This is a genomic window from Trueperaceae bacterium (assembly GCA_036381595.1).
Classification (GTDB): domain Bacteria; phylum Deinococcota; class Deinococci; order Deinococcales; family Trueperaceae; genus DASVCN01.
This window is the reverse complement of record DASVCN010000040.1, coordinates 33,831-57,706: the sequence shown is the minus strand read 5'-3', so window position 1 is coordinate 57,706 and position 23,876 is coordinate 33,831. Positions and strand designations below refer to the sequence as shown.

The 23,876-nt window shown below is 67.3% G+C and carries 17 protein-coding genes and 1 pseudogene; 5 read left to right on the top strand and 13 right to left on the bottom strand.

The window, feature by feature from the left end; all coding sequences use genetic code 11:
- Positions 1-564 carry a GNAT family N-acetyltransferase gene (locus VF168_13665; protein ID HEX7005226.1) on the top strand — a complete coding sequence of 188 codons (564 nt, stop codon included), beginning with the start codon at positions 1-3 and terminating at the stop codon, positions 562-564.
- A gap of 45 nt (positions 565-609) precedes the next feature.
- Here VF168_13665 and VF168_13660 read toward each other — a convergent pair whose 3' ends face one another.
- The 4 genes from VF168_13660 to VF168_13645 all read right to left on the bottom strand — a co-directional run bounded on the left by VF168_13660 (position 610) and on the right by VF168_13645 (position 8,620).
- Positions 610-996, bottom strand: a complete 387-nt coding sequence (locus VF168_13660; GenBank protein HEX7005225.1) for an acyl-CoA thioesterase — start codon at positions 994-996, stop codon at positions 610-612.
- A gap of 103 nt (positions 997-1,099) precedes the next feature.
- A complete protein-coding gene (locus VF168_13655; protein HEX7005224.1) occupies positions 1,100-4,027 on the bottom strand; it encodes a UvrD-helicase domain-containing protein in 2,928 nt (975 codons plus the stop codon).
- Between the two features lie 64 nt (positions 4,028-4,091).
- Positions 4,092-6,533, bottom strand: a complete 2,442-nt coding sequence (locus VF168_13650; GenBank protein ID HEX7005223.1) for a hypothetical protein — start codon at positions 6,531-6,533, stop codon at positions 4,092-4,094.
- A gap of 47 nt (positions 6,534-6,580) precedes the next feature.
- Positions 6,581-8,620, bottom strand: a complete 2,040-nt coding sequence (locus VF168_13645; GenBank protein HEX7005222.1) for a thioredoxin domain-containing protein — start codon at positions 8,618-8,620, stop codon at positions 6,581-6,583.
- A 109-nt stretch (positions 8,621-8,729) separates the two neighbouring features.
- Between VF168_13645 and pdxH the strand changes: the two genes are divergently transcribed.
- Together pdxH and VF168_13635 are read left to right on the top strand one after the other, a co-directional pair.
- Positions 8,730-9,365, top strand: coding sequence for a pyridoxamine 5'-phosphate oxidase (pdxH, locus tag VF168_13640; GenBank protein HEX7005221.1), 636 nt, complete (start codon positions 8,730-8,732; stop codon positions 9,363-9,365).
- Positions 9,366-9,380: 15 nt separating this feature from the next.
- On the top strand, positions 9,381-9,938 hold the full coding sequence (locus tag VF168_13635) for a DinB family protein (GenBank protein HEX7005220.1): 558 nt from the start codon (positions 9,381-9,383) through the stop codon (positions 9,936-9,938).
- Between the two features lie 37 nt (positions 9,939-9,975).
- On the opposite strand, the gene VF168_13630 is transcribed toward VF168_13635, so the two are convergent.
- The 4 genes and pseudogenes from VF168_13630 to dnaK all read right to left on the bottom strand — a co-directional run bounded on the left by VF168_13630 (position 9,976) and on the right by dnaK (position 14,837).
- Positions 9,976-11,163, bottom strand: a complete 1,188-nt coding sequence (locus tag VF168_13630; protein HEX7005219.1) for a peptidylprolyl isomerase — start codon at positions 11,161-11,163, stop codon at positions 9,976-9,978.
- Positions 11,164-11,243: 80 nt separating this feature from the next.
- Positions 11,244-12,206 (bottom strand): DnaJ C-terminal domain-containing protein, encoded by a 963-nt coding sequence (locus VF168_13625; GenBank protein ID HEX7005218.1) that lies wholly within the window; start codon positions 12,204-12,206, stop codon positions 11,244-11,246.
- Between the two features lie 9 nt (positions 12,207-12,215).
- The gene (locus VF168_13620) at positions 12,216-12,845 is read right to left on the bottom strand and encodes a nucleotide exchange factor GrpE (GenBank protein HEX7005217.1); all 630 of its coding nucleotides are present in this window, start codon (positions 12,843-12,845) and stop codon (positions 12,216-12,218) included.
- 105 nt (positions 12,846-12,950) lie between these two features.
- Positions 12,951-14,837, bottom strand: a pseudogene (dnaK, locus tag VF168_13615) (molecular chaperone DnaK).
- Between the two features lie 590 nt (positions 14,838-15,427).
- Here dnaK and VF168_13610 point away from each other — a divergent pair.
- Positions 15,428-16,942 (top strand): PAS domain S-box protein, encoded by a 1,515-nt coding sequence (locus VF168_13610; protein HEX7005216.1) that lies wholly within the window; start codon positions 15,428-15,430, stop codon positions 16,940-16,942.
- Between the two features lie 3 nt (positions 16,943-16,945).
- Here VF168_13610 and VF168_13605 read toward each other — a convergent pair whose 3' ends face one another.
- Both VF168_13605 and guaD read right to left on the bottom strand, forming a co-directional pair.
- Positions 16,946-17,737, bottom strand: a complete 792-nt coding sequence (locus tag VF168_13605; protein HEX7005215.1) for a hypothetical protein — start codon at positions 17,735-17,737, stop codon at positions 16,946-16,948.
- Between the two features lie 49 nt (positions 17,738-17,786).
- Positions 17,787-19,079, bottom strand: coding sequence for a guanine deaminase (gene guaD / locus VF168_13600; GenBank protein ID HEX7005214.1), 1,293 nt, complete (start codon positions 19,077-19,079; stop codon positions 17,787-17,789).
- Positions 19,080-19,246: 167 nt separating this feature from the next.
- Here guaD and VF168_13595 point away from each other — a divergent pair, with 167 nt between their 5' ends.
- Complete coding sequence (locus VF168_13595) at positions 19,247-20,398, top strand: SDR family oxidoreductase (GenBank protein HEX7005213.1); 1,152 nt, start codon at positions 19,247-19,249, stop codon at positions 20,396-20,398.
- 141 nt (positions 20,399-20,539) lie between these two features.
- Here the strand turns inward: VF168_13595 and VF168_13590 are convergent, their stop codons facing one another.
- From VF168_13590 to VF168_13580, 3 genes are all read right to left on the bottom strand, one after another.
- Positions 20,540-21,679 (bottom strand): BMP family ABC transporter substrate-binding protein, encoded by a 1,140-nt coding sequence (locus tag VF168_13590; protein ID HEX7005212.1) that lies wholly within the window; start codon positions 21,677-21,679, stop codon positions 20,540-20,542.
- Positions 21,680-21,846: 167 nt separating this feature from the next.
- Entirely contained in the window at positions 21,847-22,773 is a 927-nt protein-coding gene (locus VF168_13585; protein HEX7005211.1) for an ABC transporter permease, read from the bottom strand.
- Positions 22,773-23,870, bottom strand: a complete 1,098-nt coding sequence (locus VF168_13580) for an ABC transporter permease (protein HEX7005210.1) — start codon at positions 23,868-23,870, stop codon at positions 22,773-22,775. Before VF168_13580 ends, VF168_13585 begins: the two co-directional genes overlap by 1 nt.
- Positions 23,871-23,876: the final 6 nt, after the last annotated feature.

Sequence of the window (23,876 nt, the reverse complement as noted above, 5' to 3'; positions counted from 1 at the left end):
GTGAACCCCGATGTCCCCGTGGAGTTCGATACCGAACGTCTTCGCATCGTCATGCCGCGACTGGAGGATGCCGGACCGCTCCACGAGGCGGTTCATGAGTCGTTGGCCCAGCTGAAGCCGTGGATGCCGTGGGCGAGAGGTGAGTACACGCTCGAGGGTTGCGAGGAGAGTATCCGAAGGGCGATGGCCAGATTCATCACCTTCGAGGACCTGAGGTTCCACTACTTCGATCGAGCGAGCGGCGAACTGCTGGGTAGCAGCGGCTTGCACCGGATCGACTGGCGCGTCCCCCGGTTCGAGATCGGGTACTGGATCAGGACCAGTGCGGCTGGCCGCGGCTACGTGAGCGAGGCGGTAAGAGGACTCGCTTCGGTCGCTTTCGAACGCCTCGGAGCCAGACGGGTAGAGATACGCTGCGACGACCTCAACGAGGCTAGCGGACGGGTGGCCAGACGCTGCGGGTTCACTCTCGACGGCGTGCTGCGGAACTGGACCATAGGGACCGACGGCACCGTCAGAGACGAGAGGATCTACTCCCTCACCGACATCTCGGGCCTGAAGTAGCCAAATTTCAGACCCGCTCACCGGGGTTCAGGCCGAACGCCGCCATCACCTGGGCGGTCTGCGTTCGGGGCCTGCCGGTCCGGGTGTCCATCCACACCCAATCGTGTCGACCTCGACGAGCAACTCGTCATCATCGCGCCTTACCTCGTTATGCCGGGTGGCTAGAGCTCCGCGGGCGCGAACCACCCGGGTCGACACGACCACCCGGTCACCCGGCACGGCGGAGGAGCGATAGGTGGCCACATGCCGCCTCACCACCGGCAACACGCCGAAAGACATCATCGACTTCAGCGGCATGCCCAGGCGTTCCACGTGGGCGCGGCAACACTCGTCGACCCACATCAGATAGACGGCGTTGTTCACGTGCCCCAGTTCGTCGGTGTCTTCGCGGCTTACGGTGAGCCCCATCGAGTGGACGAGCGGATCGTCCATCGAGATGAATGGTAGCAGCGAGCCCGGATCCTACGGTCGAAGGCGGACCGCCTGGCGCACCAGCCTCTAGGTCAGGCGTGCCGCGCCCGCCGGGCTTCGGCCGTTAGTCGCGTGGCCGGGACCCCGATTCATCGTCGCGTGACATCGCGGCCTCGAACGCCGATTCGAGCTGGTCCGCGCCGATGTCTACCACCTCACCGGAACGAAGGTAGACGAGTCTGGCCAGAGGTTCCACGCCCCGGGCCTCCTTCACCGCCCGCCTGTAGATGGCAAGTTGCGCCAGGTAGAGGCCGGGATCGACGATCCTGTCGGTCTTGTAATCGTCGAGATGCCATCGTCCGTCGATACGGTAGAGCCGGTCGATCACCCCCTGCCAGACGGTCGCGCCGTGAGGGAGCGCGATCGGCAGTTCGGCCTCGTCCACCTCCCTGGCCTCGAGTTCCGGCAGAGCGGCGCCGACGAGAGACCAGTAGTTGGCGAGCAGTTCCGCCACCTCGCCCAGCATCGACTCCTGCTCAGGCCGGCTGAAAGGGAACATCACCTCCTGAGCGAGGAGGTTCTCCAGGTGCTGCGGATCGTCGGGCCGCCACGACTGGCTGATCGCGTAGTGAACGAGGGTGCCGACCGCGCTGGCGCGGCCAGGCAGGTACTCCTCCGCCTCCCCGGGCCGGATCGGCTCGCCGGGCTCGTTCGGCAGCCCTTCGCCTCCGTGGGGGTGCTCAACCACGCCTTCTCGGCGCAGGCGCATCTCGGCGGGCTCGACCACCCCTTCTCGGCGCCTGTCGGCGGGCTCGAGCGGCTCGTCCGCTGGGCGCCCAGCTCCGCGCCGCGTTGAGGCGAGCGGGCTGCCGCGCTGAACGGTCTTGAGCCGGGAGGGACTGAAGACGGGGGGATAGGGATGGGTGGGGAAGGTATCGTCGAGCCACGGGGCGCTCTCCCGAACCGGTGCCGAGCTTCCGCTCCCGGGACGCCCTGTTGACCTGCTCGCCTCGGCCCTCACCCGGTGCACTCCGAGGCGGAAGCCGGCGGTCTCTCGCGGCCTCGCCCCGGGTCCCAGCGACATCAACTCGAGCACCTTGGCCCAGCCCTTTGCACGGCCACCCCTGGCGCTGCCTGTCAGAAGCAGTATCTCCCGCGGTCGGCTGGCCGCGACGTACAGCAACCGGTAGCTCTCGGCCTCTTCGCGCCGAGCGATCTTGCTGCCGGCGAGGTCGAATTCGGGGCTGCCGCGATGGGCGACGCGGCCCGATTCCGGGTCCACCCGCAGGCTGTCGCGGTTCGGCGGCGCCCCCCTGCCCAGGTCGAAGATGGCGGCGACGCGCCACTCGAGCCCCTTGGCGGCGTGGACGGTAAGCAGCTCGATGCCTTCGCCCGTCTGCGGAACGTCGCCGGCGTCGGACTGACGCCCCAGCAGGTCGAGCCGCTCGAGCAGGACCTCGAGACTGGCCGGCGGCTGGCCAGCAACGGTGAAGAGGAGAGCGTCGACGTTCTCGCGCTGACGTTCCGTCAGGAAACTGACGAGGCTGAGCCCGTCGATCAGCGGTTCGCGCACGAGCGCCTTGAGCGCCTCCAGTGGTGGGAGCAGCACTATCTCTCGCAGACGGTCGTACCTCTGGGCCGCTGCCGGATTCACTAGACGGAGCCGGGCGAGCGGTTCGGGAGCGGCGAGTACGGCCTCGAAGTCGTTCGCCGAAAGTCCTCCGAACGGCCCGCGGAGCCAGGCGGCGAACGGCACCCCTGACGGTTCGACGCCCGCGCGCAGCGCGTTGTAAAGGTCCCTGATCTCGCGCCGCTCGAAGTAGCCGCGTCCCTGCAGCAGGATGGCGGGCACGCCTGCCTCCTCCAGCGCCGCCTCGATGACGGCGAGGCTGGGGTGGGAACGAGCGAGCACGGCCATCTCCCGGTAGGGGATCTCGAGGTCGTGGTGAAGGGCAGAGAGGCGTTCAGCCAGCACCTTCGCTTCGGAGCAGCGCAGCTCCGCGACCGGCTCGTCGCCCACCACCCAGTGCATCTCTATGCGCCCCCGAACGCTCGTCGCTTCGCCGGCGCCTCCGATTGAGGGCGCCTCCCGGGCCGAGAAGCCCATCTCCCGTTCGCCCAGCGTCGCGGTGAGCTTGTTCAGGAAGCGGTTCACGAGCTCACCGTGGCGGTAGCTGCTGACGAGGGGCGGAAGCTCCTCGCCGTTGGCCAGCGCCCGCCGGAACACGCCCACGTCGGCGTTGCGGAACCCGTAGATCGACTGCTTGGGGTCGCCGACCACTTCCACCTCGATGCCGGACGCCTCGACCGCTTCGAAGTAACGACCCTGGACCGGGTTCACATCCTGGAACTCGTCTACCAGCACGACCCGGTAGCGGTCCCGCAGGCGCTCCATCGCCCTCGGCACGCGGGTCATGGCCAGCGCCCGCCGCTCCACCTCGCCGGGAGCCAGCATCGTCGCACCCAGCCGCTTCTCGTAAGCCTCGTAGGCCGCTTCGAAGAGTTCGACCGCCGCCTCACTCCGCTCGTCGCTTCCGGCCTCGAACCGATCGACGAGCGACCGCTTGCGGAACAGGTCGAGCAGGTCGCTGCCGGCCGACCGCCCAAGTCGCTCCGCGGTCAGGTGGAGCGGATGGCCCGGGTCGGAGGCCAACAGGAGCAGGCTCCTCAGCTCCTCCTCGAAGAGTGCCTCGCCCTCCCACTCGGCAACGGGGTTGAACTCAGGATCCAGGCCCATCGTGGGGGCGGCGAGACGGAGCGCTCCGATCATGAACCCGTGGATGGTGGTGAGTGTGGCGCCGTCCAGCTCGCGCCTGGCTTCCTCGAACGCCTGCCGGTTCTGCTGGCCCGGCGCGAGGTGAAGGTACCCGCCCGACTCGAGAACCGCCTCGAGCCCGGCGCCTACCCTCTGACGGAGTTCGGCGGCGGCGGTGCGGGTGAAGGTTACGCCGGCGATGCGCCGCAACGGGGTCCCGGTTGCGATGAGCTCGAGATAACGCAGCACCAGACTGGTCGTCTTGCCGGTGCCGGCCGATGCCACTCGAACTCTCACGCAGCCGCTCCCCGCCCAGTGGTCGTCCTACCTTTGCGGGCGCGCCCAGGCCGGTCGCGCCCGCTCAACTCTGGGCGCCTTCGCGGCACACGTCGCGCACGGAGCAGCTGCCGCAGTGGAAGCCGGGAGCCGGTTCGATGGAGCCGTTCCGCAGTCGCTCCAGCGCCTCCTGGGCTCGCCTTCGCCTCGAAGCGATACGCCCCCACTCGTAGCCGATGGCGCCGTCGTAGGCCTCGATCGGATCGCCGAGGAACGGCCAGGCGAAGAGTCGCACGCCCTCGACCTGTTGCGGGAACCGCTCGAGCATATGGCCCGCGGCCCACAGTTCGGTCCAGCGCCCCTCGATGAACTGTTCGGCCGACGGTCGGTCGGCAACTTCGGCGGGCGGTGCGAAGGCGTAGATCCTCGCTTCCCCCTGCGCCGTCACGGCAGCGTCCAGACGAGCCGAGACATGGTTCGGGACAACGGGCAGAGCGACCCCGAAACTGAGTTCGAGCAGTAGCTGCCGGTGCCGCTCCAGCCAGGAAGCGGCCTTCGGGTAGCGGCTGCACAGCAGCTCCAGCCTCCCGGCATCGAGCCTCGTCTGCGCCAGCAGCTCTTGACGGAACGAGCGCCACCAGGGGGCGGCCGGCTCATCCCGCCGTTCGCCCAGCAGCCCCTCCAGCCACTGCCTCATGGCGCACTGGTCGAAACGTCGCAGGTCCTCGAGGGTGATCGGCCAGCCGACGGTGAGCTCTCCGGTACGGCTCCTGTCGGCCAGGTAGCTCTCCCCTACCGCCAGCTCGATCCGGCTGCCCAGCTGCTGAGCGGGCAGAGGTTGGGGGACGGCGTCGCCGAGCAGGCCCGTTTCGGGCAGTAACGGTCCTCCCTGGTCGCCGCTGGGGTAGGTCACGACGACCTCGTCGGCGAGACTGGTGAGTTCCTCGAACAGCAGCCGTTCTCGCCCTTCGAAGCGCCGGGGCAGGACCGATCGCGCACCTTCGAGCAGGGCGGCGAGCGGCTCGCGGCACTCCTCGGGCACGAAATAATCCTCCCGTTCGCCGGCGCCGTACGCGCCTTCGTTCGCTCGCATCAGGTAGGCGCGACGGAACCGCCTGCCGCTCGCCTGACGCTCGTCCATCAGCGCCACGCCTCCAGGGCGTCTGACGGAGGTATGCGTATCGGCCAGCAAGGCGGCCCACCAGGCCCGGAATCCCTGCCCGGCTGCGACACGCTGCGCCTCTTTCGCTCGTAGCAACGCCTGCTCCCGGAACCTCTCCGGCAACACCTCGGCGCCGGACCTTCGGGTTGTGCCGGTGCCGCCGCTATCAGCGACCCGCAGCGCCCCGCGAGGCCCGTCTACCTCCAGCTCCAGGTCGGCGAGCGACAGGGCCAGATCTACTAGGCTCGTTGCCCAGGCGTCGATCCTTGCCGCCGATCCCTCCTCCGGCACTCGCAGCCGCGCGAGCCAGCTTTCCCAGCTGGCGCCTACCCCCAATCGCCGGGCGAGCCGCTCGAACGCGGCGTGACCGGCAACGCCCTCTTCGATGGCAGCGTCGGCGAGCGACGCCAGTTCGCGCACGGGAAGCAGGCGGGAGGCGGTGGGGTAGTCGGGCAGCTCGAGGAGTTCGACCAGCAGGCGGCCCGGCACCGTGTCGGCCAAAGAGGTAGGCCGTTCATCCATCACCGGTACTCCGTACTCGTCCGCCAAGGCGCTGAAGGCGACGCTCTCGCCGCCCGGTAGGATCACGGCGAGGTCGAGCGGGTCGACCCCGCAGGCGAGGTCGCGTTTGAGCGAGTTCAACACCCAGCGAGCCTCGCTCACCGGGTTCGGGGCCCGGTAGACCGTACGGCTGGCAGCGTCACGAGGCGCCAGGACCTTGCCGGGGATGAGGCCCGCCGGTGCCTGCGGCAGGGCTAGTCTCACCTCGCAACGCTCGCCCAGCAGCGAGAGGAGGTGCAGATCGACGGGAGACAACTCCCTGAAACCGTCGACGATGAGCGCGTCGGCTTCCGGCGAGGCCGCGCCCGACTCTGCGAGACGCAACGCTTCGATCCGGAAGTCGTCGTAATCCCAGGCATCGCCTTTCAGTCGCTCGTAGGTTCGGAAGACGGTCCGGAGACGTTCCAGTTCGCTGTCTCCGGCGGGCAGGTCGGCCGGACCAACCGCGTACCGTTTGGCCTCGGCTACAGCGGCCGCGAAGAGGCGCGCTTCGCCAGGCGAGGGCAGCCGCTTGCGTTCGTAGGCCAGTGCCTCACCGACCAGTGCCAGGCGGCCGGTGCCCACGATCAACGGCTTGAGCCTACGGGCGTGGGCTAGCAGGCGGTAGTAGACCTGCTGCATCGTCTGGAACTCGAGCCCTAGCAGGGCGCCCTGACGAGTGGCGCGCCGGTAGACGTCGCTCCTCTGGCTGGGGAGCCCGGCCCACCAGACCCGCCTCCCGCGGGCAGACAACTCGACGGCCCGCTCGATCAGGAGACTTGTTTTCCCGGAGCCCGGCGGACCCGTGAGGAGGTCGAATCCCACGCTCGATTCTAGCCTCCAGGTCGGTCCTTCCCCTGAGCGGTGGCAACCTAGGCTGCCTGCTCGACCAGCTCCCGCGCCAGCTCTGCCGGGTCGGTGACGGGCAGCCGGCAGGCGCCCGCTTCGCAAACGAATGCGGCGGGCTTGCCGTCGATGGGCCCTCGGCCCTGGAGGAACGGGAGCCGGCCGACAAGGGGGTGATCGGGTCCGTCGGCGTGCGCGACGACAGCGTAGGGGAGCGGCTGTTGCTGCACGATCCGCAGCAGTTGCCTCGTCGCCTCGTCCGCCGGGTCTCCGATGACCGCCACCTCACGGGGCGGGTGCAACAGGAACTCTATGGTGGTGAGGCTGGCTCCCATCCCGGCGGGATGTTGCCGAGCGAGGTCGGCCATGCCGGCGACTGCCGCCTCGGCCTGGCGTTCGAGCGCCCCCTCGCCGGTGAGCCGGGCTACGTGCACCAGTAGCTCCGCGGCCGCCGCGTTGTCGGCCGGGAGGGCGCTGTCGGATACCCCACGGGGCCTCACGATCAACTGCTCACCGTCGTCAGGGGTGCTGTAGAAGCCGCCCCTCTCGGCAGCGAAATGATCCGTCATCGCCTCCGCGAGCTCCAAAGCCCAGAGGAGCCACTCCTCTTCGAAGCTGGCGTGGTAGAGGGCGAGGAGCCCCAGGCCCAGGAAGGCGTAATCTTCGAGCAGTCCGGGGACGCGTCCATGGGCCCCGCCGTGAACGTGGATGAGGCGCCCGTCTCTCCACAACTCATCCCGCGCGAAGCCGGCTGCGCGCCGGGCAAGGTCTACGTAACCGGGTCGATGGAGTACGCGTCCCGCATCGGCCAGGCCGGCTATCGCCAAGCCGTTCCAGGAGGTGATCACCTTGTCGTCCAGGCCCGGCCGTACCCGCCTGTCGCGCGCAGCCAGCAGCTTCCGTCGCCAGCCTTCGATCCGCTCGTCCAGTTCATTGGGGTCGAGGTCGTGACGTTCCGCGAAATCCTCCTCGTCGAAGGCGGCAGTGAGGATGTTCCGTCCCTCGAAGTTCCCTGACGCGCTGACCCCGAACCACTCCTTCGCCAGGGGCGCCTCGCTCCCCAGAAGCCCGTCGAACTCAGCTTCTTCCCACAGGTAGTAGCGCCCTTCCTCCCCTTCGCTGTCGGCATCCAGGGCGCTGTAGTAGGCGCCCTCGGGACTCTGCATCTCGCGCTGGAGCCAGTCCACGGTCATCTCGATCGTCCGCTCGTAGAGCGGGTCGGCGTTGAGCCGGTACGCTTCGCTGTAGCGCGATAGCAGCTGCGCGTTGTCGTAGAGCATCTTCTCGAAGTGCGGGACCAGCCAGCGCTCGTCGACGCTGTAGCGCGCGAACCCTCCCCCGAGCTGATCGAAGATCCCGCCCTTCGCCATCTCGCGAAGAGTTCGATGAGCCATCGCACGGGCGTAGTCTCCGGGCCGGGCGAGCAGGAAGCGCAGCACCGAGTGGGGTGGGAACTTAGGAGCAGCGCCGAAGCCGCCGTGCCGTGGGTCGAACTGGCGGTGGAGCGTCTCGACCGCCTCTCGCGGCAGCGAGGGATCGAGGTTCCCCCTCCCGCCGCCTGCGGCAGCGACCTTGGTGAGGTACTCCCTCATCTCGGCCGCCGAGGACGCTACCTCGTCGTGCCGTTCGCGCCAGGCGGACGCCAGCCCCTCGAGCACTCGGCGGAATGAGGGCCGCCCATAGCGGTCTTCGGGAGGGAAGTAGGTGCCGCCGAAGAACGGTTCCCCCTCGGGCGTAAGCGCCACGGTCATGGGCCAGCCCCCCGCTCCGGTCATCGCCTGTACGGCGTTCATGTAGACCGAGTCGACGTCGGGTCGCTCCTCACGATCCACCTTGACATTGACGAAGTGCTCGTTCATGAGGCGCGCGGTTTCGGGGTCCTCGAAGCTCTCGTGCGCCATCACGTGGCACCAGTGGCAGGCGGAGTAGCCGACGGAGAGCAGCACCGGTTTGTTCTCCCGCCGCGCTCGATCGAACGCTTCAGGGCCCCATGGATACCAGTCGACCGGGTTGTCGCGATGCTGCCTCAGATAGGGACTCGATTCCCCGGCCAGCCGGTTCGCCATGCGGAAAAGCTATCACCGGCGCCCGGGCGGGAATGTCGCCGCGGCGGTGTTGCAGCGAGTCGTTCCGCGCAGCGGCACAGCCGGATGCGAGCGACAATAGACTGTGACGATGGGCATCGAGGAGTTGAGAAGGGGTTACCGTCGCGCGGAACTCCGCAAACGCGACCTGGAACCGGACCCGCTGGTTCAGTTCGGCAAGTGGATGCGGGAAGCGGTGGGCGCCGATCTGCTGGAGCCCACCGCGATGACACTGGCGACGGCCGACCTCAGCGGGCGCGTTTCTGCTCGCATGGTGCTCCTCAAGGGGTACGGTCCTGACGGCTTCCTCTTCTACAGCAACTACACGAGCAGGAAGGCTCAGGACCTGGCAGCGAATCCGCAGGCGGCGTTGGTGCTCTACTGGGATCGACTCGAGCGGCAGGTGCGGGTCGAGGGCGTGGTCGAGAAGATCTCGCGCGAGGCGTCGGAGGCCTACTTCCGCTCCCGCCCTCGGGGTTCTCAGATAGGCGCTTGGGCCTCGCCGCAGAGCAAGCCATTGAGCGGCCGTGCCGAACTACTGGAGCGTGAGGCGCAGGCCAGGCAGCGGTTCGAGGGTCGTGAGGTTCCCCTGCCCGACCATTGGGGCGGATTCAGGCTGCGGCCGTTGGCCCTGGAACTGTGGCAGGGCCGGCCCGACCGCCTGCACGACCGGTTCCGCTACAGTCGGGAGGAGGAGGGCTGGCGCCTGGAGCGCCTGGCCCCGTGAACGCGAGGAGATGTGATGGCCGACGAGGAACAGTTACCCGTGCACCACCTGAGCGACGCGCTCAAGCGGCAGTATCACGCCGGACTGGCGATGCTGCGCGAGACGATCGAGAACTGTCCCGAGGCCGAGTGGACGAGCAGGCAGCACACCAACGCCTACTGGCAGATCGCCTACCACGTGCTCTACTTCACCCACCTCTATCTGCAGATCGAAGAAGCAGCCTTCGTGCCCTGGTCCGCACACCAGTCGGATGTTCAGCACGAGGACGGGATCGCCGGCCCGGCCGACCCGCAAAGCGACCTGCCGCTCCTCCCCCGACCCTACACTCGGCAAGAGGCGCTCGAATATCTGCAACTGTGCGATTCGCTGGTCGACGATGCCGTGGACACGATGGACCTCAACAGCCCCGACAGCGGATTCTCCTGGTACCCCATCTCGAAGCTCGAGCACCAGCTGGTCAACCTCAGGCACCTCCAGCACCACACCGCCCAGCTTGCTGACAGGCTGCGGGCGAGCACGGGTGCCGGAACCAGGTGGGTAGGGAGCCGGACTACGACGGAAGCGGCGGACTGAACTAGTTCAGCCCGCCACCTTTCCGGTACCTATCCAGCTACTGGCCGTCGTTTCCCTCGCTACCGGCGGACTCGTCGTCCGGCGACGCGGGCGCCGGCTCCTGCTGTTCGCCCTCACCCTCGGGCGCAGCGTCCTCGGGTGCCGCAGGAGCGGCCTCACCATCTGGAGTGGCGGGAGCAGCCTCTTCCGGAGCAGCGGGAACAGCTCCATCCGGGGCCTCCGGCGCGGCTTCCTCAGGCGCCGGCACGTCCAGGCGTTCGGGGAAGATCTCCACGTTCGAAGCTTGGCGTACCTCCTCGATAGCAGCGGCCAACTGCTGGCTCCGCAACTGCTGCTCGATACTGGGGCGGACCTCCTCGAGATCGGCCACCGTGGCCTCCTGCCGGTCGTAGACGAGGATGATGTGCTGACCGAACTGGCTCTCCACCGGGCCCACAGGCTCCCCCACCTCGGCCGAGAAAGCAGCCTCCTCGAAGGGTGGGACCATCCGCCCGCGCCCGAAGCAGCCCAGGTCGCCGTCGGGTGACCCCGGGTCGATACTGCGTTCCGCCGCCAGCTCGGCGAACTCCGCGCCGGCCTCGAGATCGGCCAGCGTCTGTTCGGCTTCTTCGACGGTCTCGACGAGGATGTGCCGGGCGCACACCTGCTCGGGCTGCTCGAACATCTGCTGGTTGGCCTCGTAGAACTCCATGACCTCTTCATCCGAGACCTCTATCTCGGCTTCGATCGCGTCTACCGTCCGCTGGATAGTCTCGGTCTCCTTCACCAACTGGCGAAGCTGGCTTTCGTCGCGGAAGCCGGCTTGTTCCAGCACCTCGCCGAAATCCTGCCCCTCGGCCAGGTTCCCCCGGACTTCCGCGAGGCGCCCTTCGACCTCTTCTTCGCTGACGACGATGCCACGCTCCTCGGCCTCCTGCAGCAGGGCCACTTCGGCGGCCCGCTGTTCGAGGTAGCTGGGCTTGAAGCGCGCTAGCTGCGAGCGCACCTCGTCGGTAAGCTGCAGCCCCTGGCTGGCGGCCAGACCGCGGATGGCGATCTCGAAGCGAGATTCGAACTCGCTCTCGGTTTCTTCGTACTCACCCGCCTTGAGGACGACCTCGTCGCTCGAATCGGCCGGTTCGTTCGTCGGCTCGTCGGACTGGGCCCACGCGGCGGTGAGCAGCAGGATGAGGAGCGCCAATACCGCGATGCAGAGCCGGTTGCTTGAGGTTATGTTCGGATTCACCCCGTCACGGTAGCACCCGGTTGGTGAGAACCCTGCGCTCGTGACGACGTCCCTGGCATCCGGGCCCTGGGCGCCAAGCGTCAGGCCGTCGCCTTCGACTTCGCCTTCTCGTCGCCGGCACTCCCGGCTGCCGCTTCGAGTTGCTCGTAAAGCTTGCGCTGCTCGGCGGTGGGCGACGTCGGGATCGTCACGACGATCTCGGCGAGTTCATCACCACGTTCGGCCTTCTCCCCGCTCGATCTCCTCGAGCGGGGCCAGCCCTGCCCCCGCAACCTGAGTACCCTGCCCGTTCTGGTCCCGGCTGGCAGCTTCATCTCGACCTCACCGTCGAGCGTGGGCACTCGCACGGCGCCGCCCAGGACCGCCCGATAGTCGGGCACCTGGACCTTCACCTTCACGTTGTCGCCGTCCAGGGTGAAGACCGGGTGCTCCTGCAGGCGGATCCTGAGGATGAGATCGCCGCCGCCCGGTGCCTGGCCGCGGAGCCGGAGACGGGCCCCGTCGCGGGTCCCCGCCGGGATGTTGATCTCGACCCTGCGACCGTCGATGCTCACGGTCGTCACGCCCCCACGGAAGGCGAGGGGCAGGTCGATTACCAGTTCCGCTTCCGTGGCCCGCTGCTGGACGGGGCGGTTGCTGAAGCTCCCCTCCTGGTAGCCGCCGAACGACTCGGGGCCGAAGCTCGTCTGGTAGCTCCCCTGGAAGCCGCCGAAGCCGCCGCCGAAGAGACTCTGGAAGAAGTCGCTGAAACCGGCGAACTCCTCGGCGTTCACGGTCGTGTAGCCCCGTCCGTCGGAACCTTGCGCGTAGGGAGGCGGTCCCCCGTTGCTCCCGTACTGGTCGTAGAACTTCCGCTTCTCCTCGTCGCTCAGGACGGTGTAGGCCTCGTTGATCTCCTTGAACCGCTCCTCGGCTCCGGGGTCATCCTTGTTCCTGTCCGGGTGATACTTGGCCGCCAGCTTCCTGAACGCGGCGCGGATCTCCTTCTGGGAGGCACTGCGGGGAAGATCGAGGATCTGGTAGTAGTCCTTGTACGCGGCCATGACTCGACCTCAGCTCTGGTAGACGACCACCCGGGCGGGCCGGATGAGCCGGTCGCCCCTGCGGAAGCCCAGTTGGAAGACTTCGGCGATGGTCTCGGACTTGTCGGCTTCGTCGGTAGGAACGGTCGTCAACGCCTCGTGGAGGTCCGGGTCGAAGCTCTCGCCCACTCGGCCAACCGGCTCGATGCCCAGGTTGCCGAGGTTGCGCTCGAGAGTGGTAAGTACCCCCTGGACGCCCGGAACGATGCCGGCGGGATCGGTTCCCTCGGCCGCCTCCAGGGCCCGCTTGAGGTCGTCGTACACGGACAGGACCGGCAGGACGGCGCTGTCGAGGCCCGCCTCCCGCGCGCGCTCCGCCTCCATCGCGGCGCGCTTCCGGTAGTTGTCCAGCTCGGCCCGGGCGCGAAGGTAGCGGTCTTTCATCTCATCGGCGCGGCTGCCGGCCTCGTGAAGCTCCTCCTGCAGGCGGACGAGTTCGCTGCGGAGCACCTCGACCTCCTGTTCGTCGGCGCTGCGCGGCTCGCTGCCGGCGGGCGCCGCTTCACCGTCTCCCTGCAGCCCGTTCTGCGGCTCCTGGCGCTCAACGCCCGCTTCGGCGTTCTCGCGCATCTCCTTGTCGTGGTCGGTTATCTCGCTCATATCATCATCCTGATCTCGAAGTAAGCGGAGGGGCAGGGCGGCGGCGCCACCCTGCCCTCGCGGTCGTTCCTGGGCAGGGCGCCACCGCCCCGTCCACCTCGGCTATCAGCCCGCCGGCTTGAAGTCGGCGTCGATAACGTCGTCTTCCTCGGCTGCTCCGCTCTGTTCCGCCTCGCCGTTCGAGCCCTGGGCCGGAGTCGCCGTCTGCTGCTGGAACTCCTGCAGTTTCTGGGCGAGCTCCTGAGCGAGACGCTCGAACTTCTCCTTATCGTTCGGCCCAGCGAGCGCTTCGTCCGCTTCGCGGATGGCGGCCTGTACCGGCTGCTTCTGCTCATCGCTCACGCCTTCTGCCTCATCGAGGGCGCGTTGAGCCTGGCCCCGAAGCGAGTCGAGCTGGTTGCGCGCCTCGGCCGCTTCACGGGCGACGCGATCCTCCTCCGAGTGAGCCTTGGCGTCCTCGACCATCTTGTTGACCTCGTCCTCCGAGAGGGTGGTGGTGTTCTGGATGGTGATCGAAGCTTCCTTGCCGGTCGACTTCTCCTTGGCAGTTACGTGCAGGATGCCGTTGGCGTCGATGTCGTAGGTGATCTCGATCTGCGGCATGCCGGCAGGCATGGGCGGGATCCCCTCGAGCTTGAAACGGCCCAGCGACTTGTTGTCCGACGCCATGGTCCGCTCGCCCTGCAGCACGTGCACTTCGACGCCGGTCTGGTTGTTGTCGGCGGTCGAGAACACCTCGGTCTTGCGCACTGGAACGGTAGTGTTGCGGTCGATCAGCTTGGTGAAGACGCCGCCCTTGGTCTCTACCCCCAGGGACAGCGGGGTCACGTCGAGGAGGACGATGTCCTCCACGTCACCGGTGAGCACGCCGGCCTGGATGGCGGCGCCGAGGGCGACTACCTCGTCGGGGTTGACCGACTGGTTGGGGTCCTTGCCCAACATCTCCTTGACCAGCCGCTTCACGGCAGGAACGCGGGTGGAACCGCCCACCAGGATGACCTCGTCGATGTCGCCCTTGTTGAGCTTGGCGTCCTTCAGGGCCTGCTCCACAGGAGCGCGCAGCCGCTTGATCAAGGGATCGATGAGTTCCTCGAACTTGGCGCGGGTGAGCTTCTTCTCGAGGTAGAGCGGCGCATTCGAGGCCGGGTCCATGGCGATGAAAGGCAGGCTGATGGTCGTCTCGGGGATTCCCGAGAGTTCCACCTTTGCCTTCTCGGCGGCCTCGATCAGCCGCTGGAGGGCCTGCTTGTCCTTGCGCAGGTCGACGTTGTACTCCTTCTTGAACTCCTCACTCAGCCAATTGACGATGGCGTAGTCCATGTCGGATCCGCCGAGGTGGGTGTCGCCGGCGGTCGAGCGCACTTCGAAGACGCCATCCCCCACCTCGAGCACCGACACGTCGAAGGTGCCTCCACCGAGGTCGAAGACCAGGATGGTCTCGTTGCCCTTCTTGTCCATGCCGTAGGCGAGAGCGGCGGCTGTCGGCTCGTTCACGATCCGGAGGACTTCGAGGCCGGCGATCTTGCCGGCGTTCTGCGTGGCCTCACGCTGAGAGTTGTTGAAGTAGGCGGGAACGGTGATGACCGCCTTGGTGATCTTCTCACCGAGAGTGGAGCTGGCATCGTCGACCATCTTGCGGAGGACCATGGCCGAGATCTCCTCGGGCGTGTACTTCTTGTCGCCCACCAGGAAGCGGACGCCGCCGTCCTCCCCGCGCACGACCTCGTACGGGGACCTCTCGGCTTCGTCCTTGACCTCGTCCCAGGTCCGCCCCATGAAGCGCTTGACTTCGAAGAGCGTGCCCTTCGCATTGAGCACTGCCTGACGCTTCGCAACCTGGCCTACCAGGCGCTGGTCGTCCTTGAAGGCGACGACCGATGGGGTCGTGCGGTTTCCTTCGCTGTTGACGAGGACGGTCGGTTCGCCGCCCTCCATCACAGCGATCACGCTGTTGGTGGTTCCTAAGTCGATACCGACTGCTTTGGCCATCTGCTGTCTCCTCTGGTTCGGGTATGGGGGCTCACTTCAGGAGCGCGGCCCGCGGCAGCGCATTCAACTTTGATGAACGCGCATCGCGCAGGACTCTCACTGGGAGGGAGTATAGCAGCGTTGGACGGACAATGTCAACAGATATGAGTGTCTGTATGTCAAGTTTGAGGCGGATGAGATCCCCACGCAGAAGGCCGGTTCTCAGAAAAGGCCTGGCCGACCTGGCTGCGCTCTTCGGACCAGTCAGACGCGCACCCTGGTGGCGGGACGGGCCCAGTCGATTCGCTGGGTTCGGGGGGCTCGGCCACGGGGGACAGCGGCCCACCAATGAGTCTCGCCGGCATGAGGGGAGGCCGGCGAGACCTTACATATGGCGGCTTTCCGGGATGCGGAGGGACAGGGCCGCCACATCCCGAGATTATCCGTCGCGCGCTGGTCGAGGCTGAGGAGGGCATTAACGACCGTTCAGTTAATCGAAGGCCGGACCCGGCCTTACGCCACACCGGAAGGTCCGGCCGACCTGCAATAATCGACATCAGCACCATGCGGAACTTCGAAGTCCCTGGTACCCAACCTGTCGGGCAGGAGTGCATTTGAACGACCACCTTCAGTCGGCGCCTGAGATCGCGCCCGAGTTGTTCCTCCGCCATGCCCCCATGTTCGTCGCCTACATCGACGATCTGGTCTGCTATCGCTACGTCAATCAGCGCTACGCGGATCTGCTCGGGTTCAGGCCCGAAGAGATGCTCGGTCGGCACGTGCGTGATGTCCTGGGCGAGGAGCTGTATTCGTCTATCGCCCCCCATGTGACCGAGGCTCTGCGCGGAGAAACGGCCTCCTATCGCCAGTGGGTGAAACTTCCTCGCTTAGGGCTGCGCTTCGTCAACACGATCTACACCCCTCACCTCGTCGGTGGAACCGTGTCGGGGTTCTTCGCCTACGGACTGGACATCACCGAGCAGCGCCGACTCGAAGAAGCCCAGCAGGAGAGCGACCGGAAGTATCGGGCGGTGTTCGAGAACGCCGCGGTGGGGATCGTGCGGGCCGGGCCCGATGGCGAATGGCTCGAGGTCAACGACCGCTTCTGCACCATGTTGGGCTACGACCGCGAGGAGGTCCTCGCACTAAATCTCAAGCAGGTCACGCACCCGGACGACCTCGCCGAGGATCTCCGACTGCTGGGGGAGCTCTACGCGGGCGAACGAGACCAGTTCGACCTCGAGAAGCGCTACCGCCGCAAGGACGGCACCGTGATATGGGCCAGCCTGACGGTATCGTGCATCCGCGACGGAGAGGGCCAACCGCTCTATGCGGTGGGGATCGTCAGCGACATAACCGCTCGCAAGCGGGCCGAGGAGGAGGTGCGGAAGCTGAACCTCACCCTCGAGCAACGCATCGAGCGGCGCACCGCCGAACTCTCGGCGCTGAACGAGGAGCTGGACGCCTTCAACTACAGCGTCAGCCACGACCTGAGGGCGCCACTACGAGGCATAGACGGTTTCTCGAGCCTACTGGAAGAGGAGTACGGGGAGACGATTCCCGAGGAGGCGCGCGGCTACCTCGAGCGGGTCCGTGCCAGCGCTACCCGCATGGGACAGCTGCTCGATGCCCTGCTGACCCTCTCCCGCATGACGCGGGGCGGCCTGAACGAGCGGAGGGTGAGCCTGAGCGGGATCGCCCGCGAGACGGTGAGCGCGATCAGGCAGGAACTGCAGGACCGCGAAGTGACGGTCGAGGTCGAGGAGGGTCTGGAGGTGTGCGCCGACGAGTCGCTGTTGCGCATCCTCCTGAGGACGCTCCTCGACAACGCCTGGAAGTTCACTCGGGACCGCTCGGACGCTTCGGTGAGAGTCGGTTGCGACCTGCAGGGGAGCGAGAGAGTCTACTACGTGAGCGACAACGGCGCCGGCTTCGACGAGCGTTATGCCGATAAGCTCTTCGTCCCGTTCCAGCGCCTTCACAGCCCCAAGCAGTTCGAGGGGCGCGGGGTGGGGCTGGCGACCGCGCAGCGGATCGTGCACCGGCACCAGGGTCGGATCTGGGCCAAGGGCGCCGTGGGCCAAGGCGCCACCTTCTACTTCACCCTGCCGGACAAGGGTTGTGCCTGAGCGTTAGCTGGACACGACGCCCAAGGCGATCCTGCTTCCGACCGGTGGTCGACCGAAGGCCGCCCAGGCGTTGCCTCCGCGCAGGAAGAGTTCGCGGAACCTGACAGAGCTTCCATCGGGCAGAGGCCAACCGCTCGAGCCGGGGGCGAAGGCGAGCTCGCCATCCGGGACGTCGAAGCCGCCTCCGGCGACCAGGGCGGTCCGTTCGACCTCGCCGATCCGGACCGGCACGGTTTCGCCGGGCTGAAGGCCGGCATGCCCGAGGGTGGTCTTGAGATTCCCGTAGCCGTCGACGTAAGCGATCGAATCCCTGGGGACCGGTGGCACGGCGGCGTCGGGCACCGGGTCGCCGAGCAGGGTGCGGTCGCCGGCGACGATCCGACCGAACGCCCAGGCGAAGATGTCACGGGACCGGAACTGCGACCCTCCGGACGAGACCTTCACGAAGTGGAGTTCGCTGGCCGCCTCCCGGACGAAGGAGAAAGCGAAGCCGGAGTTGGGGCCGACCACCAGCTTGCCGTCCGCGAGGCGGGCGCAGACGAGCCTCTCGCCGTCGTTGTCGCGGCGGGCGCTTCGGTCGTCGCCTCGCGGCGCGACGTTCTGGAAAACCGCCATCTGCGAGGGGCTTTCGTTGAGAGCGAGTTGGGCGACGCAGAATCCGGCGGCCAGGGTGGCGAAGGGCGGGACTGCCGTGTAGACGAGTTGCGCCTTCGGCAGTTGCAGGAGCAGGCGCTGGGCTACCTCCGCGAATGCCAGGTCGCCCTGGCCGTAGTCGGCAACGACGTGAACGAGCATGCGCTCAAGTCTATCCCTCACACCGAGGGCCTGCGCTCGCCCGGGAGCGTCAGTCGCCGAGGAGCGCCTGTCCCGCCACGTAGACCTGGTTCACGCAGTCCTCGCCGCCGAGGGTGAAGGTCGCCGCCAGGGCTGCGTGCGCCGACGGCACGTGGCGCAACACCTCAACCAGCGTGCCACCGGCGGGCGGCCGGAGCAGGACCGCATCGAACTCCATGCCCGGCGCGAACCACCCGACCTGGGGCAGGTCGAGCGCCCTCGCGCCCCCCGCCGTCGCCAGGTAGAGGAGATGCTCCGGTCCCAACGTGACCCCCCGCTCGTGCATCATCTGAGCGTTGTACGCCGCCAGGCCCTCGCGCAGCAGGCTCGGCCCGGTCCCGGCGCCCACGTCGGTGCCCAAGGCGAACTCCACGCCCTTCTCGAGGTGACCTCGCATCGGAAAGAGACCACTGCCTATGAAGGCGTTGCTCGAAGGGCAGTGGCATACCTTGGAACCGGCAGCAGCTAGCCGCTCCAGCTCACTCTCGGTTGGATGGACGTTGTGGGCGAAGAGCGAGCGACCGTGGACCAGATCGTGCCGCTCGTAGGTCGCGAGGTAGTCGAGCGCCCGCGGGAAGTGTTCGGCGACCGCCCTGATCTCCTCGATGGTCTCGTTGAGGTGGGAGGTGACGAACAGGTCGGGCAGCTCGCGGGCCAGGATGCCGCAGGCAGCCAGCAGATCGTCGCTGCAAGAGAGCGAGAAGCGTGGGGTGATCGCGTAGCGCAGCCGGCCGCGGCCGTGCCAGCGCAGAGCCAGCTCGCGACTCTGCTGGTAGGCCGTCTCCGGATCGGTGTGCATGTCGGCCCTTAGCTCTCTGTCGCTGACGACCAGGCCGGAGGTGATCCTGAGCTTGGATGCCTCGGCTTCCTCGAAGAAGACCTGCATGGCGCCAGCGAAGTGCGCGCCGAAAACGAGCGCGCTGGTGGTGCCGTTGCGCGCTAGTGCCGCGAGGAAGGCACGGGCCCGTTCCCGGGCATACGGTTCGCTGGCGAAGCGAGCCTCCTCGGGCAATGTCCGCTGCTCCAGCCAGTCGAGGAGGTGCAATCCCATCGCGCCCATCACGGGGAGCTGCGGATAGTGCACGTGCGTGTCTACGAAACCGGGAACGAGCATCCCGCCCCGGCCGTCCACGGTCTCGGCATCGGGGTAGCGGCCGCTCACCGCTACGAAGTCACCCACCGCCTCGACCACTCCGCCAGCTACGGCGACGCAGCCGTCCGAGAGGACCTCGAGGGCGTCCTCTGCTTCGAACGGGTTCCGGGGCGTATGGAACAGCTGAGCACGGAAGAGTTTCACCGGCACGAGGGGAGGATACCGCGGGGGAGCCCGTCGCCCTGCCGAGCAGGCCGAAGCGCCGGGCAGTGGGGAGCGCGACTGTGGCCGTACCACTCTAGGGACGCCGTCGTGCCTGGCTACCATCGCGACATGCGGGACCGGGCGGACGAAGCGCCCGGACGAAGGGGGATGCGATGAGGCTACGTCCGGTGGAGGATCAAGTCGTAGTCGTGATGGGCGCCTCGAGCGGCATCGGACGGGAAACGGCGATCGAGTTCGCGTCGCGCGGAGCGAAGGTGGTGGTCTCGGCCAGGGGCGAGGAGGGACTCGACTCGTTGGCCGAGGCGATTCGGGGTTTCGGTGAAGTCACGGTGATCCCGGGCGATGTCACCGATCCCGAGCAGATGCGCGACGTCGCCGAGAAGGCGGTCGAGCGGTACGGGCGGCTCGACACCTGGGTCCACCTCGCCGCGGTGTCGCTCTACGCGCGGTTCGAAGCGACCAGACCGTCGGAGTTCGAGCAGGTGGTCAGAACGAACCTTCTGGGTCAGGCGAATGGCGCCCTGGCCGCCCTGCCCCACCTGCGAAGGAACGGGCGCGGCGCCTTCATCAGCGTTTCCTCGATCGAAGCGGTTCGCGCTCTCCCCTACCAGAGCGCTTACGCCGCCGCCAAGCACGGGGTGGACGGGATGATCGAAGCGTTGCGGGTGGAGTTGAAGCGCGAACGGGTGCCCGTGCAGATCACCGAGATCCTCCCGTCCTCCATCGACACGCCACTCTTCGAACACGCGCGCACCCGGATCGGCGTTCGCCCCAAGGGGATGCCGCCGGTCTACGATGCGAGGCTGGTCGCCCGCGCCATCGTTTGGGCCGCCGAGCATCCCACCCGACGACTCGTAGTCGGTGGCGGCGGGCGCCTCCTTGCGGCCCTCGAAGGGATCGTACCCGGCGTGGTCGACGGGTTCCTCACCATGGCCGGCTTCCGTGGCCAGCGCACTCGCGTCCCCAAGTCTTCCGGAGCGGCCGACAACCTGAGCCGGCCGATTGACGCGGGCCACAGCGTCGCCGCGGGCCCTGAATCCAGAGGCAGGCGGTGGAGCCTCTACTCCACCTGGACCTTGAGCCCCTGGAGCCGCCCGGCAACGGCAGCACTGGTCCTGGGAGTCGGCCTTCTGGCCGCGCGGGCGGTCTCCAACCGCAGACGCGAGAACAGCGGGCGCCAGTGGAGGCTGGGACGCGCGAGGGGCGGGTACGAGTACGTCAACCCGTACCTGTACGAAGAGCCAGAGGAGCGCAGCGGCAGGCTGGAACCGGCAACGGGGAGGCGAACCTCGCTGCGCGAGTAGGCGGCACGAGCCGATAGGTCCTCCCTGCGCGAGTAGGCGGAAGGTGTCGACAGCTCATGGTCCGATCGGTCCTCGTAGCGAGGAGGCCGGTCGCCCTGTGTCCGGCGACCGGCCTCCTGCCGGAGTTTCCTCAGCGGTCGATCAGGGCTCGCCCTCCCACGGACCCACGACGTTCTCCGCCGCCCACTGGATGGAGAGCAACTCCGGGACGGTTGGCATCTCGCCCTCTTCGTAGACCACGTTGCCGTTGCGGTCGAGCGTTGGCCCCTGGAACGGGTCGAACTCGACCGGCGAGGAAGACATCTGCTCGAGACGCTCGAACACGAGGTCCCACGCGCTTATCTGCCCGAACTCGGGATGCTCGATCGTGTAAGCCCGCAACTCCTCCTCGTAGACAGGGTTGATGGGCATCCCGGGCTCGGCGCCCAGCTCTACGGCTCCTTCGGCAAGCAGCCAGAAGTAGTCGAGGTCCTGGAGGTTCCCGGTCGTGTACTCGCCCGCCAGTACGCCCTCGATGAAGTCGATCAGGATGGTCTCCCAGTGCACCAGCTGGCCCGAAGCGACTGTATCGGGAGAGAACTCCAGCATCGAGGCGTAGTGGGAGAACGAGGGGTAACCTTCCTCTGCGGCGGTCTGGATTACGGTGGGGGTATCCTCGGTGAAGCCGAAGACGTCTGCGCCTTCGGCCATCAGCGCCTCGGTCGCCTCCTTGGCGCCGGCCGGGTCGAACCAGGAGTAGAGCCAGCGTACTTCGACCACAGCTTCCGGGTTCGCCTCCTTGGCGCCGATGGCGAAGGCGTTGATGTGGCGCTTCACCTCGGGGATGGGGAAGGCCCCGACGTAGCCGATGCGATCCGAGTCGCTGAGCGCGCCGGCGATGAGACCGTTGAGATAGTAGACCTGGTAGATGTCGGCCATGAAGGTCATGACGTTGGGAGCCCGCTTGACCCCGGTGGCATGACCGAAGATCACGTCCGGGTAACGGCGAGCGGCCGCCAGCACACCGTCGCCGTAGCCGAACGAGGTTGCGATGACCACGTCGGCGCCGTCGGCAACGAGCTGGTCGATGAACGGTTCGACCTCGGCCTCCGGCACCGACTCGACGTAGACCGTCTCGACCTCGGGCACCGCCTCCTCGAGCGCCTGGCGCCCCAGGTCGTGAGCGTAGGAGAAGCCGTAATCGCCTACCGGCCCGACGTAGATGAACGCCACCTTGAGCGAGTCGTTCTGTGCGAACGCCACTCCGATGAACAGGACCAGGACGGGTAACCACCTCGACATGCCGTACCTCCACGGTCGGACCGACGGTCCGCACCGACTGCTAGGTGCGGACGCAGCGTCCGCGAACGAGTTGCGGACTCTCGGATCCGCATTAACATCGTCAGAGCCGCGTTCGCGGCGTGACGTCGAACGAAGGAGGCCGCCCGCGCGTCGTGGCGGCCGGCCGTTCACCGTTCCCCCCGGCTGTACGCCTGGCCCAGGGCTTCTGGAGCGCCGAACGCTCGCTTCCCCCTGCCCAGGGCGGTGAGGATGAGCGCGAGGATAGTGAACACGTAGGGCAGAAGGGTCAGCAGTTCGGGCGGGAAGCGGTCCTGGAGTCGGAAGGAGAGGGTGAAGAAGGCGCCGAAGAGCAGCCCGGCGCCCACCGCTCGGAGCGGGTCCCAGAGCGCGAAGATGGCCAGCGCCAGCGCGATCCAGCCCATGCCGTTGGTCATCCCCTCGCCCCACGACGGCCGGTAGGCGAGGGACAGGTAGGCGCCCCCTATCCCCGCCATCACGCCCCCGAAGCCGACGCTCAGGTAGCGGGTGAGCGTAACGCTGCGGCCGGCCGTGTCGGCGGCAGCCGGCGACTCGCCCACGGTCCTTATCACCAGCCCGGCTCGGGTGTGATGGAGGACGAACCAGAGGAGCACAGAGACCAGCAAGGCGAGATAGGCCAAGGCGTGCTGGTCGGTGAAGAGGGCGGGACCGATGATCGGGATGTCGGACAGCAGGGGCAGGTCGAACGGCTCCATCGAATCGAACAGCGGCCTGCCGACCCACTTGCGGCCCAGCAGTCCCGATAGCCCCAAGCCGAAGATCGTTATCGCCAGACCCGAAACGTACTGGTTCGCGCGCAGCGTAACGGCGGCGAAGGCGTGGAAGAGTCCGACAACTCCACCCGTCATGGCAGCGGCCAAGAGTCCGAGCCACGGATCGCCGCTGCTCTGGGCGGCGATGAACCCGGTGACCGCTCCCAGGATCATCATCCCCTCTACGCCCAGGTTCACTACCCCCGACCGCTCCGCGAATATCTCCCCCATCGCCGCCCAGATCAGTGGAGTGCTGAAGGCGAGGGCGCGCGCGGTAGTTCCGGTAAGGAGCTCGATCTCCATCAGTTCGCCTTCGCCACCCTGCGTTTCGGCCCTCCCCCGCGCCTCACCAGGCGGTAACGCAGGAGCGGTTCGGAGCAGACCAGGAAGAGCAGGACCAGGCCGTTGATGACGCTGGGCATCTGCGAAGGGAGTCGCAGCGAGACCTTCATGATGTCGCCGGAGGCGAATACGAGGCCCATGAACAGAGCTGTCACGATCGTAGCGAGCGGATTGCCGCGCGCCAGCAGCGCGACGATTATCGCGGTATAGCCGTAGCCGAGCGAGATGCTGGTGGGCTCGAGCAGACGCTGGTGGATGCCCGCCACCTCTCCGACGCCGGCGATCCCGGCTGCTCCGGCCGCCACGCAGACCAGGGCGATGGTGGTCCAGAAGAAGTCGACGCCGGCGTACCGAGCCGCCTCAGGGCTCTCGCCCATCATCCTGATCTCGAACCCGAGCCGGGTGCGGAAGAGTACGAAGGCGAGCAGTAGCGCCAGAACCAGGCCGATCAGGAGGGTCGGCCAATGGAGTCGAGTCGTGCCGATCGTGGGCAGCCAGGCGTACTCGGGGAAGCGGTCGCTGTAGGAGAAGCCGGTGACGCTGTCGCCCCGCCACGGTCCGTTGATGAGCCAGCGGACGATGTAGAGGGCAACGTAGTTGAGCATCAGCGTCGTGATTATCTCGTTGACGCCTAGGCGCACCTTGAGGATCGCCGGCAGGAACCCCCAGGCGGCGCCCGCGATGAACCCGGCGAGGAACATCGTCGGCACCATCAGTGCCGGCGGCACCGGCAGGAAGAGAGCCACGCCGGAAGCGGCGACGGCTCCCGCCAGGATCTGCCCCTCGGCACCGATATTCCAGAAGCGCGCCCGCAGAGCGAGTACGATCCCTACCCCGGCCAACAGCAGCGGGATCGACTTGCGCACTACCTCGCTCGAGCCTCGCGGGTCGAGGATCGTCCGCTGGAGGATGGTGGCGAAGCCGGCCACCGGATCGACCCCTTGAAGAGCGAAGAGGACGCCCGTAACCAGCAGGGCCGCGAGGATGGCGGCAAGCGAGACGGCGAACACGAGCAGCGGCGACGGATCGGGCCGTCGCTCGAAGCGAACTCCTAGCAAGCTAGG